At 68.0% G+C, this 15,750-nt stretch carries 16 protein-coding genes; all 16 read right to left on the reverse strand.

Annotation, left to right across the window (positions count from 1 at the left end):
• Positions 1–57: 57 nt before the first annotated feature.
• The gene (locus P8X75_00755) at positions 58–615 is read right to left on the reverse strand and encodes a peroxiredoxin (protein MEJ1993727.1); all 558 of its coding nucleotides are present in this window, start codon (positions 613–615) and stop codon (positions 58–60) included.
• Between the two features lie 185 nt (positions 616–800).
• Positions 801–1,127 carry a 2Fe-2S iron-sulfur cluster-binding protein gene (locus tag P8X75_00760; protein ID MEJ1993728.1) on the reverse strand — a complete coding sequence of 109 codons (327 nt, stop codon included), beginning with the start codon at positions 1,125–1,127 and terminating at the stop codon, positions 801–803.
• Complete coding sequence (locus tag P8X75_00765; GenBank protein ID MEJ1993729.1) at positions 1,124–2,167, reverse strand: NAD(P)/FAD-dependent oxidoreductase; 1,044 nt, start codon at positions 2,165–2,167, stop codon at positions 1,124–1,126. Before P8X75_00765 ends, P8X75_00760 begins: the two co-directional genes overlap by 4 nt.
• Positions 2,168–2,280: 113 nt before the next feature.
• Positions 2,281–2,994, reverse strand: coding sequence for an ABC transporter ATP-binding protein (locus tag P8X75_00770; GenBank protein ID MEJ1993730.1), 714 nt, complete (start codon positions 2,992–2,994; stop codon positions 2,281–2,283).
• Positions 2,987–3,739 carry an ABC transporter ATP-binding protein gene (locus tag P8X75_00775; protein ID MEJ1993731.1) on the reverse strand — a complete coding sequence of 251 codons (753 nt, stop codon included), beginning with the start codon at positions 3,737–3,739 and terminating at the stop codon, positions 2,987–2,989. Before P8X75_00775 ends, P8X75_00770 begins: the two co-directional genes overlap by 8 nt.
• Positions 3,736–5,589, reverse strand: a complete 1,854-nt coding sequence (locus P8X75_00780; GenBank protein ID MEJ1993732.1) for an ABC transporter permease — start codon at positions 5,587–5,589, stop codon at positions 3,736–3,738. Before P8X75_00780 ends, P8X75_00775 begins: the two co-directional genes overlap by 4 nt.
• Before the next feature lie 48 nt (positions 5,590–5,637).
• A complete protein-coding gene (locus tag P8X75_00785) occupies positions 5,638–6,849 on the reverse strand; it encodes an ABC transporter substrate-binding protein (protein ID MEJ1993733.1) in 1,212 nt (403 codons plus the stop codon).
• A 124-nt stretch (positions 6,850–6,973) separates the two neighbouring features.
• Positions 6,974–7,777, reverse strand: a complete 804-nt coding sequence (locus P8X75_00790; protein MEJ1993734.1) for a purine-nucleoside phosphorylase — start codon at positions 7,775–7,777, stop codon at positions 6,974–6,976.
• A 17-nt stretch (positions 7,778–7,794) separates the two neighbouring features.
• Positions 7,795–9,387, reverse strand: coding sequence for a peptide chain release factor 3 (locus tag P8X75_00795; protein MEJ1993735.1), 1,593 nt, complete (start codon positions 9,385–9,387; stop codon positions 7,795–7,797).
• 91 nt (positions 9,388–9,478) lie between these two features.
• Complete coding sequence (locus P8X75_00800; GenBank protein ID MEJ1993736.1) at positions 9,479–9,721, reverse strand: MoaD/ThiS family protein; 243 nt, start codon at positions 9,719–9,721, stop codon at positions 9,479–9,481.
• Positions 9,721–11,988, reverse strand: coding sequence for a xanthine dehydrogenase family protein molybdopterin-binding subunit (locus P8X75_00805; protein ID MEJ1993737.1), 2,268 nt, complete (start codon positions 11,986–11,988; stop codon positions 9,721–9,723). The genes P8X75_00800 and P8X75_00805 overlap by 1 nt, the downstream gene beginning before the upstream one ends.
• Positions 11,989–11,991: 3 nt before the next feature.
• Positions 11,992–12,468: a (2Fe-2S)-binding protein gene (locus P8X75_00810; GenBank protein MEJ1993738.1), complete on the reverse strand. Its 477-nt coding sequence runs from the start codon at positions 12,466–12,468 to the stop codon at positions 11,992–11,994.
• A gap of 13 nt (positions 12,469–12,481) precedes the next feature.
• Positions 12,482–13,345, reverse strand: coding sequence for a xanthine dehydrogenase family protein subunit M (locus tag P8X75_00815; protein ID MEJ1993739.1), 864 nt, complete (start codon positions 13,343–13,345; stop codon positions 12,482–12,484).
• Positions 13,346–13,531: 186 nt separating this feature from the next.
• On the reverse strand, positions 13,532–13,945 hold the full coding sequence (locus P8X75_00820) for a DUF1499 domain-containing protein (protein MEJ1993740.1): 414 nt from the start codon (positions 13,943–13,945) through the stop codon (positions 13,532–13,534).
• A gap of 38 nt (positions 13,946–13,983) precedes the next feature.
• Positions 13,984–14,946, reverse strand: coding sequence for a D-2-hydroxyacid dehydrogenase (locus P8X75_00825; protein MEJ1993741.1), 963 nt, complete (start codon positions 14,944–14,946; stop codon positions 13,984–13,986).
• A gap of 54 nt (positions 14,947–15,000) precedes the next feature.
• Complete coding sequence (locus tag P8X75_00830) at positions 15,001–15,729, reverse strand: SDR family oxidoreductase (GenBank protein MEJ1993742.1); 729 nt, start codon at positions 15,727–15,729, stop codon at positions 15,001–15,003.
• Positions 15,730–15,750 lie beyond the last annotated feature (21 nt).

Consider the following 15,750-nt stretch of genomic DNA (forward strand, 5'->3'; position numbering starts at 1 on the left):
CCTTCTGAAGGGACGGAGGCCTCTTTTCATCTCGCGTGCTCCGCGTTGAGACGGCGGTTACGCAGCCTCTTCCTTGCCCTCGGACCGCACGTCGGCGACCAGCTTGTCGAGGATGTTCTGCGGGGAGGACTCACCGTAGGGGTCCGTCTCGCAGTTGTCGGAGAAGCCGGGCTCCTCGTACCACGCCTCGACCATGCCGTTGTTGACGACGGCGGCATAACGCCAGGAGCGCATGCCAAAGCCGAGGTTATCCTTGCAGACCAGCATGCCCATCTTGCGGGTGAACTCGCCGGATCCGTCCGGGATCAGCTTCACGTTCTTCAGGTCCTGCTGGCGGCCCCAGGCGTTCATCACGAAGGCGTCGTTGACCGAGACGCAGTAGATCTCATCGATGCCCTGCTCCTTGAACTCCTCGTAGAGCTTCTCGAAATCGGGAAGCTGGTAGGTCGAGCAGGTCGGCGTGAAGGCGCCGGGAAGCGAAAAGAGGACGACACGCTTGCCGCCGAAGAAGTCGGCAGTGGTCTTGTCCTCCCACTTGTAGGGGTTCGGGCCTTCGATGGACTCATCGCGCACGCGGGTCTTGAAGGTAACGTCGGGAAGCTTTCTGTTCATCATGGTAAAGGGCTCTCCTGTCTTTTCCTGCGGTTTCGCTCTAGCGCCAAGGTCGGCCCCCGAACTGCGGCGGGCCTTCTCGACGCTGTAAATTGGAATGATTCCAATATTGGGGCTAACCGCACGGCTTCAAGGGGCGGAACGCAAAAAATTTGTGCGTTGCAGCATTATTTTCAGAAAGCTTGTTCTCAGGCCTCTTCCGGGCGTGTTTCCGGGGCGAGCGTGACCTTCAGGCCATCGAACTCCGGCTGGAAGATGATCTGGCAGGAAAGGCGGGAGTTCTCCTCCTCGCTGGGGGCGTCGCCCAGCTTGTCCTCTTCCTCCTCGGTCTTCTCGGGCAGGCGGTCGAGCCATTCCTCGTCGACGAAGACGTGGCAGGTGGCGCACTCGCAAGCGCCGCCGCACTCGGCCTTTATGGGAACGCCCCAGTCGCGGATGATCTCCATGACGCGCCAGCCGACTTCGGCCTCCAGCGCGTGCTCCTTGCCCTCCAGGTCGGTGACGAAGATCTTCAAGCCGCCACTCCCAGCTTGTTGTGCAGGTCGGTGGAGCTGGTGGTGTACTGGAACCGCAGGCGGCGGTCCGGAAAGCAGATGCGGAAGGCCTGCTGGGACATGAGCGCCGCCTCATGGAAGCCCGAGAGGATCAGCTTCAGCTTGCCGGGGTACCAGTTGATGTCGCCGATGGCGAAGATGCCGGGGGTCGAGGTCTCGAACTTCTCGGTGTCGACCGGGATCAGGCCGTCTTTCACCTCGTAGCCGAAGCCGCCGACCGGCCCCAGCTTCATGGTCAGGCCGTAGAAGGGCAGCAGCGTGTCGCAGGGAATCTCGAAGTCGCCGGTTTCCTTGCTGGTGGCGATCACGGCTTCCAGCTTGCCGTTCTCTCCCTTCAGGCCCTTGAGCTTTGCGATGTGCTTGGCGACCTTCCCCTCCTTCACCAGCGTCTCCATCTTGTTGACGCTGTCGGGGGCGGCGCGGAAACCGTCGCGGTGGTGGATCAACCCGGTGGAAGCGGCCAGGGGCTGAAGGTTCAGGGTCCAGTCCAGGGCGGAATCGCCGCCGCCCGCGATCAGCAGCTTCTTGCCCCGGAACTTCTCCATCTGACGCACGGAGTAGAAGACCGAAGTGCCCTCGTAGGCCTCGATCCCCTCGATGGCGGGCTTCTTCGGCGTGAAGGAACCGCCGCCCGCCGCGATCACCACGACCTTGCAGTCGATCACGCTGTCCTGATCGGTGGTGACGCGCCAGCCGCCGTGAGGCAGGGCCTCGCTCTCGGCCAGCTTCTCCAGCCGGATCGCCATCTGATCGAAATGGAAGGTCGGGTTGAAGGGCGCGATCTGCTCCATCAGCCGGTCGGTCAGTTCCTGGCCGGACACCACCGGCAGCGCCGGGATGTCGTAGATCGGTTTTTCCGGGTAAAGCTCGGCGCACTGGCCGCCTGGCCGGTCGAGAATGTCGATCAGGTGGCACTTCATATCCAGAAGGCCCAACTCGAAGACGGCGAAAAGGCCCACCGGTCCAGCGCCGATGATGCAGACATCCGTTTCAGCCTTCATCTTGGCTTCACTCCTTCAAAACTCGCGTCCGTCATTTTTTCGCTGCGCAATATGCGCGAAAGCGTGATGGCTTGCAAAGGGGAGAGACTGTCGCATGCAAGACCCCGGCTGCTTCAGAAGACCAGATGGTCGCGGGCCAGTTCGGACCGGGCCTCCAGCTCCGCCATGCCTCCGCCATAGCGGATCGCGCCGCCCTCGATGATATAGGCGCGGTCGGCCAGCGCGCGGGCGAAGTGCAGGTTCTGCTCGGAGAGGAGGACGGTCAGACCTTCCTGCTTCAGGGCCGCTATAGTCTCGGCCAGTTGATCGACCAGGACCGGCGCGATCCCCTCGGAAGGCTCGTCCAGCAGCAGCAGGCGCGGGTTGCCCATCAGGGTGCGGGCGATGGTCAGCATCTGCTGCTCGCCGCCGCTCAGGTCGCCGCCCGCGTTGTTCCGACGCTCGTAGAGGTTCGGGAAGAGCTCGAACAAGCGCTCAGGCGTCCAGGGGTTCTGCCCGCCAGCCGCGGGGCGCCGCCCGACTTCGAGGTTCTCGGCAACGCTCAGCCCCGCGAAGACGCGCCTGTCTTCCGGCACGTAGCCCAGACCCAGACGGCAGATCTCATAGGACGGCCGCCCGGCGATATCCCGGCCCTCCAGCAGGATCGACCCGCTCCGGGGCGTCACCAGGCCCATGACGGTCTTCAGGGTCGTGGTCTTGCCCGCCCCGTTGCGGCCCAGCAGCGCCACCACCTCTCCGCGCCCGACCTCCAGCGAGAGGTCGCGCAGGATATGCGCGCCGCCGTAGTAGCTGTTCACCCGCTCCAGGCTCAGGAAGGGATCAGGCATGGCGCGCCCCTCCGCCCAGATAAACCTCGCGCACCTCGGGGTTCTGGCGGATCTCCCCCGCCGTTCCCTCGGCGATCAGCAGGCCTCGGTTCAGCACCAGGATGCGCCGGGCGTGGGCGAAAACCACGTCCATGTCGTGCTCGGTGAAAAGGATCGAGACGCCCTTCTCCTCGACCAGGGAGGCGGCCAGCTCCATCAGTGCGCCGCGCTCGGCCGGAGCCATGCCTGCCGTCGGCTCGTCCATCAGCAGCAGGCGCGGATCGTTGGCCAGCGCGATCGCCAGTTCCAGGCGCTTGAGGTCGCCGTAAGCCAGCTCGCGGGTTGCGCGCCCCGCCTGTTCGGCGAGGCCGACCCGCTCCAGCAGCGCCTCGGCCTCCTCCCGGTGGAGCCGCGCGGCGCGGGAGAAGAGGTTGAGGCCGCGCCCAGCCTTGGAGAGCAGGGCGACCTGGATGTTCTCCGCCAGGGTCATGGAGCCGAAGGTGGCGGTGATCTGGAAAGACCGCCCCACGCCCAGCCGCCAGATGCGGCGCGGCGGCAGGCCGGTGATCTCCTCTCCCGCCAGCGACACCGACCCGGAATCGGGCGCGAGCTGCCCGCCCAGGATGTTGAAGCAGGTCGATTTCCCCGCCCCGTTGGGGCCGATCATGGCGAGCAGTTCACCCTCGGCGAGCGTGAAGGTGACGGCGTCCAGCGCCTTGACCCCGCCAAAGGCCTTGGAGAGGTCGCGCACCGAGAGGAGCGTCATGGCCGCACCTCCCGCCGTGGCGCAAGCAACGCCCAGAGTCGCCGCAAGCCGCCCGCGATGCCATCCGGCGCGGCCGTCACGATGACCAGGATCACCACCCCCAGGATCAGCCGCCAGTAGTCCAGGCGGGAAATCCAGTCCTCCAGCAGCACGAAGGCGCCCGCGCCCAGCAAGGGCCCGAAGAGCGAGTGGAGACCGCCCAGCAGCACCATCACCAAGCCGTCGACCGAACGCGGGATCGCCAGTTCGTCGGGAAAGATGCTGCCCTTGGAAAAGGCGAAGATCGCCCCGGCCATCCCGGCGAAGGTCCCCGCCGCGATGAAGGCGAACCACTGTTGGCGCTTCACGTCGATGCCTATGGCCCCGGCGCGCTGGGGTGAATCGCGCCCGGCGCGCAGCAGGTAGCCGAAGGGCGCGTGGGCGAAGCGCCAGAGCAGCGCGATGCCACCCGCCGCGATCAGCAGCGTCAGCCAGTAGACCGCCTCGCGCGACGCAGCCCAGTCCGCGGGCCAAACCCCCAGAATGCCGTCGTCCCCGCCGGTCACCTCGCGCCACTGGAAGACCAGGGACCAGACGATCTGCGCGGCGGCCAGGGTCAGCATGGCGAGATAGACGCCCGTCAGCCGCACGCAGAACCAGCCGAAGAGCGCCGCCCCGGCGAGCGCCAGGAAGGGCCCGCCCAAAAGCGCCGGCACCATCGGCAGCGCCGCCTTGGTCGCCAGCAGCGCCGCGCCGTAGGCGCCGAGGCCGAAATAGGCGGCATGGCCGAAGGAGGTCATGCCGCCCAACCCCATCATGAACTGGAGGCTGGCGGCGAAGAGCGCGGCGATCATCACATCGGTCATCAGCACCAGCGTGAAGGACTCGGCGAACAGCGGCAGCGCGGCCAGCAACAGCAGTCCCGCCAGCAGCGCCGCCTTCAGGGCCGGGCCCGGCAGACTCAGGGGCCGCTCGGCCAGCAGCGTCTCATGACCGCCCCGTTCGGGCTTTCCGAGCAGGCCCCAGGGCCGGGCGATCAGGACGGCGGCCATGACCAGGAACGGCAGCACCAGCGTGATCTCCGGCAGCCAGAGCACGCCGAAGGCGTTGAGCTCCCCGATCAGGACGGCGGCCAGATACGCGCCGGGCACCGAGCCCATGCCGCCGATCACCACCACCACGAAGGCCTCGGCGATGACGTTCAGGTCCATCAAGAGGCTGACGGATTCGCGCGGAAGCTGGAGCGCGCCGCCCAGCCCGGCCAGGAAGGAGCCGACGAAAAAGACCGAGGTGAAGAGCCAGCGCTGGTTCACGCCCAGGGCGGCGAGCATCTCGCGGTCCTCGGTCGCGGCCCGCACCAGCACGCCCCAGCGGCTGCGGTAGAACAGCAGCCAGGTCGCGAACAGCACCAGCGGGCCGATGACGATCAGCGCCAGGTCGTACTCCGGGATCGCCTCGCCCAGGATGCGCACCGCGCCGTCCAGGCCGGGCGCGCGCGGGCCCACCAGATCCTCCGCGCCCCAGATCCAGAGGGCTACGTCCTGGATGATCAGCACCAGCGCGAAGGTGGCGACGAGCTGAAAGAGCTGCGGGGCCCGATAGAGACGGCTGAGAAGAGCGAATTCGATCAGGGCCCCGATCAGCCCGACGATCAGCGCCGCCAGCAGGACCGCGCCCCAGAAGCCCAGGACGCCCAAGGGCAGCAGCCCCACGATGCTGTAGGCCAGATAGGCCCCCAGCATGAAGAAGGAGCCGTGGGCGAAGTTCACGATCCGGGTGACGCCGAAGATGATCGACAGCCCGGCGGCCACCAGAAAGAGCGAGGAGGCCGAGGCGAGCCCGGTCAGGAGCTGCGCGATGAAAAAGCCCATGGCGTCGCTTTCCTTCCCGGACGGCGCGCCCGCGCGGCCCTCGGGCGCTTACTCCGCGGGACGGAGCTTCATGGCCTCCTCGGGCGACGGCAGGTAGTCGCCGCCCGGGGCATAGCGCCAATCGATCATCTTGGGCTCGCCGTCGACGACCGCCGTGCGCCCGACCCAGGCGCCCATGGTGGACTGGTGGTCGGAGGCGCGGAAGGTGATCTCGCCGATCGGCGAGTCGAAGGTCAGGTCCTCCATGGCGGCCAGCAGGTCTTCGGTTTCCAGGGACTCGGCCTGCTCCAGAACGGCGGCGATGGCGAGCATGGAGTTGTAGCCCACGAGCGAGCCGTTCTTGGGCGTCTCGTCCCAGCGCTCCTCATAGGCCTCAACGAAGGCCTGATGCGCGGGATCCTCGATGGCGTACCAGGGGTAGCCGGTGACGATCCAGCCCTCGGGCGCTTCCGCGCCCAGCGGGTCGAGATACTCCGGCTCGCCGGACAGGAGGCTCACCACCTCGCGGCCCTCGAAAAGGCCGCGCAGGGAGCCCTCGCGCACGAACTTGGCGAGGTCGCCGCCGAAGGTGACGTTGTAGATCGCATCGGGGTCGGCGGCTTCCAGCGCACGGGCCGTCGCGCCTGCGTCGATCTTGAAGAGCGGCGGCCACTGCTCCTCCACGAAGACCACATCGGGACGCAGCTCGGTCAGCGCCTCCTTGAAGCGCGCCACGGCGTCGGTGCCGTAGGCGTAGTTCGGCGCGACCGTCGCCCAGCGCTTGGCCGGCAGCTTGGCCGCTGCCTCCGCCAGCATGGCGGCCTGCATGTGGGTGGAGGGCCGCAGGCGGTAGGTGTAGCGGTTGCCCTTGGACCAGACCAAGGCGTCGGAGAGCGGCTCGGTCGCGATGAAGAGCTCCTGGCGCTGCTTGGCGAAATCCGTCACCGCCAGCCCGACGTGGGAGAAGAAGGTGCCCCAGAGCAGCACCACCTCGTCGCGGGTCACCATCTCCTCGGCGATGCGGATGGCGGTGCCGGGCTCGCCCGCGTCGTCGCGCGAAATGACCTCGATCTCGCTGCCCTTGACGCCGCCGGCGGCGTTGATCTCCTCCAGCGCCAGCTGCCAGCCCTTCTTGTAGGGCTCGGTGAAGGCGGGAAGGCGGGTGTAGCTGTTGATCTCCCCCACCTTGATGGTGTCGGCGCGCAGCTCAGAGGCCAGCAGCGAGGTAAAGAGGAGAGCCAGGGCGCAGACGGCGCCAAGCCCGGTGCGGAGAAGGATCATGTCCCGAAAACTCCCAATCGGCGGTCTCTTTCAGCCTGTCAGCGGGCTCGCAGCGCCGCGCAGGCCGGGTTCGCCGCCCAATCTGCGACTTCTGGCCGCCAATCTCAAGAGGGCTGGGGCCGAATCACGCGCGGGGCAGCCTTGCGCAGAAAGCCTCCACCAGCGCCTCGAAATCGCGGGAAATCGCCGCCGCCTTGGTTTTGGTCTCGCTATGGCTTGGACCTTGCGGGGTCATGCCCGCGCCAAGGTTGGTGACCGCCGACAGGGCGGCCACGCGCAGCCCCAGGTGGCGGGCGATCAGGGTCTCCGGCACGGTCGACATGCCGACAAGGTCCGCGCCCAGGCGCCGCGCCATCTCGATCTCCGCCGGGGTCTCGAAAGATGGGCCGGAGAACCAGGCGTAGACCCCTTCGTGCAGCTCGATCCCGCAGGCCTTCGCCGCCTCGGCGAGACAGGCGCGCAAGGCAAAGTCATAGGCGCCGACCATGTTGACGAAGCGGCTGTCGCCGGACAGCCCGATCAGGGGATTGGCGCCCGCCAGATTGATGTGGTCGCGGATCGCGACCAGAGACCCGGGCCCGGCCTCCGGGCGCAGCGATCCGGCGGCGTTGGTCAGCAGGACGCTCTCGCAGCCCAGTGCCGCCAGGCATTCCAGGGGGGCGCGCATGGCGCTGGCATCGCCCGCCTCGTAGTAGTGCGCCCGGCCCGAAAGTAGGGCGACGCGGCGCCCGCCCAGCGCGCCCAGGACCAGTTCGCCCTCATGCGCGCTGACGCCCAGGCGCGGGAAGCCGGGCAGGTCGCGATAGTCGATGGACTGGGAAAGTTCGAGGCGCGCGGCCAGCCCGCCGAGGCCCGAGCCGAGCAGAATGCCGAGCGCCACGGGCTCTGCGCTCAAGCGGGCCTTGATGACATCGGCAGCCTCGCTCATGGCGGCAAGGTCCTTCTTTAGCTGCGTTCGCGCACCCGGGAGAAGGTGATGTCGGGAAAGTTACGCTCAAGCCGGTCCAATTCCCAGCGGTTGCGCACAAGAAGCACCGGATTCTCGTCCCGGTCCTCGGCCATGGAGCCGCGGTTCTGGTCGATGAAGGTCTTGATGACCTGCTTGTCGGCGGCGCTCACCCAGCGCGCGGTCTCGTAGCCGGCATCCTCGTAGGAGACCTCGACCTTGTATTCGCCCTGGATGCGCGTCTTCAGCACGTCGAGCTGCAGGGCGCCGACCACACCGACGATCCAGTCGGACCCGAAGACGGGACGGAAGACCTGGGTCACCCCCTCCTCCGCGAGGTCCTCCAACGCGCGCTTCAACTGCTTGGCCTTCATGGGGTCGTCCAGGCGGATGCGGCGCAGAATTTCGGGCGCGAAGTTGGGGATGCCGGTGAAGCGCAGCGCCTCGCCGCCGGTCAGGCTGTCCCCGACCCTGAGCGTGCCGTGGTTGGGGATCCCGATGATGTCGCCGGGAAAGGCCTCCTCCACCAGTTCGCGCTCCTGGGCGAAGAAGAAGATGGGGTTGTGGACCGCCATGGGCTTTCCGGTGCGCACCAGGTTCAGCTTCGCCCCGCGCTCGAACCGGCCGGAACAGACGCGCAGGAAGGCGACGCGGTCGCGGTGGTTGGGATCCAGGTTGGCCTGCACCTTGAAGACGAAGCCGGAGAAGTCCTTTTCCTCGGGCACCACCTCGCGCGGCTCGGCGGGCTGCGGGCGCGGCGCGGGCGCGTGGGCCTCCAGCATGTCGAGAAGCTGATCGACGCCGCACTCCTTCAAGGCGGAACCGAAGAGGACCGGCGTCATGTGGCCCTCGGCGAAGGCCTGGGCGTCGAAGGGCTTGTAGGCCTCCCCGGCCAAGAGCGCCTCTTCCTCATAGCGGGCCTTGAGGTCGGGCGGCAGCTTTTCGGTCAGCGCCGGGTCCTCCAGACTCTCGTATTGGCGCTGCTCACCGCCGTTGGCGGGCGAAAGACGGAAGGTCTTGAGGTCGAGCGCGCCCTGGAAGGCGTTGCCGACCCCGACCGGCCAGGTGACCGGCGAGACGTCGAGGGCCAGCTGGGACTCGATCTCGTCCAGAAGCTCGAAGTTGTCGCGCCCCTCGCGGTCCAGCTTGTTGACGAAGGTGATGATCGGAATGTCGCGCAGGCGGCAGACCTCGAAGAGCTTCAGGGTCTGGGCCTCGATGCCCTTGGCCGCGTCGATCACCATCACGGCGGAATCGACCGCCGTCAGGGTGCGGTAGGTGTCCTCGGAGAAGTCGGCGTGGCCGGGCGTGTCCAGGAGGTTGAAGGTGAGCCCGCCGTGCTCGAAGGTCATGACCGAGGAAGAGACGGAGATGCCGCGCTGGCGCTCGATCTCCATCCAGTCCGAGCGGGTGCGCCGGCTCTCGCCCTTGGCGCGCACCTGTCCCGCCGCGCGGATCGCGCCGCTCCGGAAGAGCAGCTTTTCGGTCAGCGTCGTCTTGCCCGCGTCGGGGTGGGAGATGATGGCGAAGCTGCGCCGGTCGAACTGCCGTCCGCGCGCCGCCTGCCGTTCAAGGGCTGCGGTGTCGCTCAAGGGTGTCGCTCTTCTTCAATAAGGCACTACGGGCGCGCCTCATAGCGCGCCCGTAGCAGATTGTCACGGAAAGTCGGCTTTTGAAGGCCCCTCAGCCCCCCGCCATGCGGGAGAAGACGAAGACTTCGCTGTCCGGTTCGATGGGCTGGAACCAGGAGTCGCGGTAGATGCGCCCGTCGATGGAGACGGCGACGCCCCGGTCCAGGGCCGGTTTCAACTCCGGCGCCGCCTCGGCGAGGGCGTTGACCAGCTCGCGGACGTTCTTCGCTTCAAGCTCGAAGTCCGCCTTGCCCGCCATCGACTTCAGACCGCCCTGGAGCGTGACAGCGACCATCAGACCAGGCCCTTGTCCTCCAGCGCCTTCAGGACGCGCGGCGGCGACATGGGCAGCTCGGTCAGGCGCACGCCGACCGCGGCCGAGACCGCGTTGGCGACGGCGGCCAGCGGCGGCACGATGGAGGTCTCCCCCACCCCGCGCACGCCGTAGGGGTGGCCGGGGTTCGGCACCTCCACGATCACCGTGTCGATCATCGGCAGGTCGGAGGCGACCGGGATCCGGTAGTCGAGGAAACCCGCGTTCTCCATCTTGCCCTTGTCGTTGTACATGTAGCACTCGTTCAGGACCCAGCCGATGCCCTGCACCGCGCCGCCCTGGAACTGGCCCTCGACATAGGCCGGGTGGATCGCCTTGCCCGCGTCCTGCACGACCGTGTAGCCGTTGACCCAGACGCGGCCGGTATCGGGATCGACCTCGGCATCCACGATGTGGGTGGCGAAGGACGGGCCCGCCCCATCGGCGGAAACCTCGTAGTGCCCGGCGATGGGACCGCCGGTGTTGCCCGCCACCGCCGCGATGTCGGCGATGGAAAGCGGCTCGAACTCGCCCGCGTTGGGACCGGCGGGCCGCGCCTCGCCGTCGACCCACTCCACGGCCTCGACCGGGATGCCCCACATGGCCGCCGCCCGCTCGCAGAGCTTCTTCTTCGCCTCGCGCGCCGCCGTGATGGTGGCGAGGCCGGAGGCGAAGGTGACGCGGCTGCCGTCGGTCACGTCGTTGTAGCCGAGCGAGGAGGTGTCGGCGACGATGGCCCGTACGTTGTCGTAGGGAATGCCCAGCTCCTCAGCCGCCATCATGCACATGGACGCGCGGCTGCCGCCGATGTCGGGGGTGCCGACCGAGAGCGTGCAGGTGCCGTCGATGTTGACGTTGAGGCTGGTGCAGGTCTGGCCGCCGAAGTTGAACCAGAAGCCCGAGGCCACGCCCCGCCCCTGGTTGGGGCCGAGCTTCTTGGCGTAGTGCGGGTGGGCCTTGGCGGCCTCCAGCGTCTCGACCAGACCGATGGGGCCGAAGGTCGGGCCGTAGGAGGACTTGGTGCCTTCCTTGGCCGCGTTCTTCAGGCGCAGGTCGATGGGATCGATGCCCAGCTTGCCCGCCAGCTCGGAGACCACGGACTCCACGGCGAAGGCCGCCATGGGCGCGCCGGGCGCGCGGTAGGCCGCCTGCTTGGGCCGGTTGGTGACCACGTCCCAGCCGACGCACTTGACGTTCTCCAGGTCGTAACAGGCGAAGGCCGCCATGGCCCCCATCTCGACCGGGGAGCCGGGGAAGGCGCCGCCCTGATACTTCAGTTCGGCGAAACCGGCGGTGATGCTGCCATCCTTCTTCGCGCCGATCTTGACGTGGATCGCGGTGGAAGAGGTCGGGCCGGAGGCGAGGAAGACCTCCTCGCGGGTCATGACCAGCTTGACCGGCTTGCCGGCCTTGCGGGACAGCGCGAGCGCCGTCGGCTCCAGGAAGACCGTGGTCTTGCCGCCGAAGCCGCCGCCGATCTCAGAGGCCGTGACGCGCAGGCGCGAGACGTCGATGCCAAGCAGCGCCGCGCAGGTGTCGCGCACCATGAAGTGACCCTGGGTGCAGCCCCAAAGCTCGCCCGAGCCGTCCGCCGACATGTTGGCCAGACAGGCGTGGGGCTCGATGTAGCCCTGGTGCGTCGCCTCGGTCTTGAAGGAGTGCTCGACGATCACGTCGGCCTCGGCAAAGCCCTTCTCGACGTCGCCGTGGCCGACCTCGATCCGCTGGCAGACGTTGGAGGGGCTCGACGGCTTGGGCTCCACGCCCTCGGTGAAGATGTGGTCGTGAAGCACCGGCGCGCCGGGCTCCATGGCCTTCTCCACGTCGGTGACGTGCGGCAGCACCTCGTAGTCCACCTCGATCAGCTTCAGCGCCTTCTTGGCGATGGAGTTGGAGACCGCGGCGACGGCGGCGACGGCGTGGCCCTCGTAGAGCGCCTTCTCGCCGGCCATGACGTTCTCGAGCACGTTGGCGGTCTCGCCCTCCTCGACGTCCGTGGCGAAGTCGGCGCGGGTGACGACCGCCTTCACGCCGGGCAGCGCCTCGGCCTTGGAGGTGTCGATGGAGCGGATCCGGGCATGGGCGTGCGGGCTGCGCAGCACCTTGCCGAACAGCATGCCGGGCGCGAAGGCGTCGGCGCCGAAGCGCGCGCGGCCCGTGACCTTGTCGATGCCGTCGGGGCGCAGCGGGCGCTCGCCGACGACCTTGAACTGACGGGGCGAAAAGCCGTGTTTGCTATCGAGAGGCATGGGTCAGCCCTTTCTGATTTCCTGTGCGGCGTCCAGGACGGCGCGCACGATCTTGTCGTATCCGGTGCAGCGGCAGAGGTTGCCGGCCAGCCAGTAGCGGACCTCCGTCTCGTCGGGGTCGGGGTTGCGCTCAAGCAGCGACTTGGCGGCGACCACGATGCCCGGCGTGCAGATGCCGCACTGAAGCGCGGCGTGCTCCAGCAGCTTGGACTGAAGCACATGCAGCCGCTCGCCGTCCGAGACCCCCTCGATGGTGCCGATCTCGCGGCCCTGGGCTTCGGCGCCCAGCATGAGGCAGGAGCAGACCAGACGGCCATCGACCGTCACGGAGCAGGCGCCGCAGTCGCCGGTGCCGCAGCCTTCCTTGGAGCCGGTCATGCCGAGCCGGTCGCGCAGCACGTCCAGCAGGGTCTCCTCCGGCTCGCAGAGGAATTCCACGGCGTCGCCGTTGATGGTGGTGGATACAGGGATTCGCTTCATTGCTGTCGTTCCTTCAGGCATTGGCTTTGGCCCGGTCATAGGCGATGAGGGCGGCGCGGCGCGCCAGGACGCCCGCGACCTTGGTGCGGTACTCGACCGTGCCGCGCTTGTCGTCGATCGGCTTGCAGGCAGCCGAAGCGGCGGCCGCCAGCTTTTCCTGGGCGGCCTCCTCCAGCTTGCTGCCGATCAGCGCCTGGGCGGCCTCCTCCACCAGCAGGACCGTGGGCGCGACCGCGCCGAGCGATACGCGCGCGGCGGAAACGCTTCCGTCGGACGCCAGTTCCAGGCTGACGGCGGCGCCGACCACGGCGATGTCCATCTCCGTGCGCGGAATGAAACGCAGGTAGGCGTCCGACGCCCCCTTGGGCCGGGCGGGCAGGAAGATGGAGTGCACCAGCTCGCCCTTCTTCAGATTGGTCTTGCCGGGACCGGCGGCAACCTCCAGCACCGGGATGTCGCGGGTTCCTTCCGGCCCGATCACGCGGGCCAGCGCCCCGGCGGCGACCATCGCGGGCACGCTGTCGGCGGCCGGCGAGGCGTTGCAGAGGTTGCCGGAGACGGTGGCGCGGCCCTGGACCTGGGTCGATCCGATCAGGCCCGCCGCCTCGACCACGCCGGGCCAGAGCGCGGTCAGGCCCTCGTGCTCGTTCATCTCGGCGCCGCTGACAGCCGCGCCGATGCGGAAACCGCCCTCCTCCGCGACGATATCGCGCAGGCCGTCGATGCGCTTGATGTCGATGACCAGGTCGGGCTCCAGCCGGCCAGAGCGGAGCTGCACCAGAAGGTCGGTGCCGCCCGCCAGGACCTTGGCGATCCCGCTTTCAGCCGCCAGCAGGGCGACTGCGTCTTCCATGGAAGTCGGCGCTTCGTAACGCATGAGCTTCGTTCACTCCTCATTTCCCCCAAAAAGCCGGCGCACGGAACTCCGGCCCGGCCTCACCTCGAAAGGGGTCAGTACTGTTCGATGACTGTCTAAGGGAACGCTAGCGCGATTGAAAGGGCCGGACAATAGCCCGCCACGCAGCTTTCTGGCGTATTCCGGCTGGCTTGTGAAAAAAGCTTTCTAGTGCGCCAGGGCGGCGATCTGGGAAAGCCAGTCCTCGAGCCGGGCCCGGTTCGCGCCCAGATCCCAATAGCCCTCCCGCGAGGCGGAGTAGAGCGCGAGGGTCGAGCGTCCCGCCTCCAGCACGATGAACTGCGCGCAGACGTCGTCCTCGAAGCCCAAGAGGCTGGTCACAGCGACGACGCAGAGCAGGTCTTCGCCGCGCGCCGTCACCTCTTCCGCGCCCTCGGCCTTCGCGACGGCCTCGAAAAGTTCGCCCAGCCGCTCCGCCGAAACATCGAAGACCGGCGCCTCGGCGTCGGGCTCGCCGGGAAAGTCCGCCGGCGCGATCAGCCAGTCGTTGGGCGAGTCGGAGCGTTCCAGGTCCCTGAAGTAGCCGTTCGGCTCCTGGGCCACGGCGGTCCCCATCGCCATAAGCGCCAGCAAAGCCCCGGCAAGAAGGCGTCTCAGCGTCACAGCGGGAGTCCGATGCGATTCTCCAGGGGCTCCCCATCGCGCCAACGCGCCAGGTTTCCCGCGAAGAACTGCGCGAAGCGCAGCGGCCAGTCGGTGACGTTGTCGGCGGCGTGGGGCGTGATGATCAGGCGTTCCTCGGCCCAGAGCGGGCTGTCCTCGGGCAAGGGCTCCTGCTCGAAAACATCGAGGTAGGCGCCGCCCAGCCGCTCCGAGCGGAGAGCCGCCAGCAGCGCCGCCTCGTCCAGAACCGGCCCGCGCGCCGTGTTGAGCAGGATCGCGCCGGGCTTCATGGCGGCGAAGGCTTCAGGCCCGAAGAGATGGCGCGTCTCCTCATTGAGACGCAGATGGAGACTGACCACGTCGGCGCTTGGCAGCAGCGCCATGAGCTCCTCCGGACCGTGCACGCTCTCAGCCGAGGGATGCGGTTCGCGGCTCGCCCGCACCCCGATCACCTTCATGCCCAGCGCCTTGGCGTAGTCCGCGAGATAAGCGCCGATCGCCCCAAGGCCGACCACCAGGAGCGTCTTGCCGCGCAGCGGCTCAAAGGGGATCGGTCGCCAGACCCGCGCTTCCTGCTGACGCCGGTAGCCAAGGAGATTGGCGTTCAGCATCAAGAGCGCGCCCAGCGCCGTCTCGGCCAGGAACGGGGCCAGCACGCCCTTGGAGTTGGTCAGGATCAGGTCGTCCCGCTCCAACGGCAGCAGGTGATCGAAGCCCGACCCGCCGACCTGAAACCAGCGGACCGAGGGATGGTGGAAGGCGCGGCGGTGCAGCGGACCCGGAAAGGAAGAGGACTTGATCGAGAGCACGGCCTCGGGATCGCGCGCGAGTGCGGCCTCCAGCTCGGCTTCATTGCTGGCGTAAAGGAACTGCGCGCCCGAAAACGCCGGCTCAAGCGCGGGCTTCAGGCTGGGCGCGTCCTCATGAAGGATCAGAATGGGGCTCGGTAAGTCAGGCATGGCCGGGAGCTTAGCAGTCCCTGCGGGCCGCGCCACCCCGGAAGGAGGAGCGGGTCACCATGGCAGTCTTTCTCCGTCATAGGCGTAGAAACCGCCGCTGGCCGCGGCGTCCAGGCGGTCGATAACAGTGAGCAGCCGCGCCGCCGACTCTTCCGGTCGCTGAAGTTTCAACCCGCTTTTGGAGAAGGGCTTGGAAAGCTCGGTGTCCACCGTGCCGGGATGGAGCGCCAGGCAGAGCGCCTCGCGCTTTCTGCGGCCCAGCTCGATGGCCGCCGAGCGGACCATCTGGTTCAAGGCGGCCTTGGAGGCGCGGTAGGCGTACCAGCCGCCCATCCTGTTGTCGCCGATGGACCCGACCTTGGCGGAGAGGGTCGCAAAGCAGGCCTTGCCGTCGCGCGGGATCAGGGGCAGGAAGTGCTTCATCAGCAGCGCCGGGCCGCTGGCGTTGATCAGGAAGGCCCGCGCCAGATTCTCAGGCGTCAGATCGCGCCAGGATTTCTCCGGCTGCATCTCCCCGGCGTGCAGGATGCCGCTCGCGTCGATCAGGAGACGCAGGTCGAGGCCGCTCGCCTCTACCGCTCCGGCGGCGGTTTCGATGCTGGCCTCGTCCTCGAAGTCGAGGGGCGGCGCGCTGGTCCGCCCCAGCGCCATGACCCGGGCAAAGCGCCCACTGTCGCCGAGCAGCCGGACGAACGCCCCGCCCAGGCCGCCGCCGGCGCCCACGACCACGGCGAGGCCGCCGGCCGGGAAGCTCTCCAATGCTGGAACTGTGAACTGGTTCATAGGCGAAGAACTGGCGGCGGC

It is taken from the genome of Limibacillus sp. (genome assembly GCA_037379885.1).
In the GTDB taxonomy this organism is placed as follows: Bacteria; Pseudomonadota; Alphaproteobacteria; order Kiloniellales; family CECT-8803; genus JARRJC01.

Bases quoted from the DNA above. Each gene is read 5' to 3' on its own strand.
- P8X75_00775 (MEJ1993731.1), bottom strand. From the start codon at position 3,739: ATGACGCTCCTCTCGGTGCGCGACCTCTCCAAGGCCTTTGGCGGGGTC.
- P8X75_00770 (MEJ1993730.1), bottom strand. From the start codon at position 2,994: ATGCCTGATCCCTTCCTGAGCCTGGAGCGGGTGAACAGCTACTACGGC.
- P8X75_00810 (MEJ1993738.1), bottom strand. From the start codon at position 12,468: ATGAAGCGAATCCCTGTATCCACCACCATCAACGGCGACGCCGTGGAA.
- P8X75_00820 (MEJ1993740.1), bottom strand. From the start codon at position 13,945: ATGGCGATGGGGACCGCCGTGGCCCAGGAGCCGAACGGCTACTTCAGG.
- P8X75_00825 (MEJ1993741.1), bottom strand. From the start codon at position 14,946: ATGCCTGACTTACCGAGCCCCATTCTGATCCTTCATGAGGACGCGCCC.
- P8X75_00780 (MEJ1993732.1), bottom strand. From the start codon at position 5,589: ATGGGCTTTTTCATCGCGCAGCTCCTGACCGGGCTCGCCTCGGCCTCC.
- P8X75_00790 (MEJ1993734.1), bottom strand. From the start codon at position 7,777: ATGAGCGAGGCTGCCGATGTCATCAAGGCCCGCTTGAGCGCAGAGCCC.
- P8X75_00800 (MEJ1993736.1), bottom strand. From the start codon at position 9,721: ATGGTCGCTGTCACGCTCCAGGGCGGTCTGAAGTCGATGGCGGGCAAG.
- P8X75_00830 (MEJ1993742.1), bottom strand. From the start codon at position 15,729: ATGAACCAGTTCACAGTTCCAGCATTGGAGAGCTTCCCGGCCGGCGGC.
- P8X75_00815 (MEJ1993739.1), bottom strand. From the start codon at position 13,345: ATGCGTTACGAAGCGCCGACTTCCATGGAAGACGCAGTCGCCCTGCTG.
- P8X75_00755 (MEJ1993727.1), bottom strand. From the start codon at position 615: ATGATGAACAGAAAGCTTCCCGACGTTACCTTCAAGACCCGCGTGCGC.
- P8X75_00785 (MEJ1993733.1), bottom strand. From the start codon at position 6,849: ATGATCCTTCTCCGCACCGGGCTTGGCGCCGTCTGCGCCCTGGCTCTC.
- P8X75_00805 (MEJ1993737.1), bottom strand. From the start codon at position 11,988: ATGCCTCTCGATAGCAAACACGGCTTTTCGCCCCGTCAGTTCAAGGTC.
- P8X75_00765 (MEJ1993729.1), bottom strand. From the start codon at position 2,167: ATGAAGGCTGAAACGGATGTCTGCATCATCGGCGCTGGACCGGTGGGC.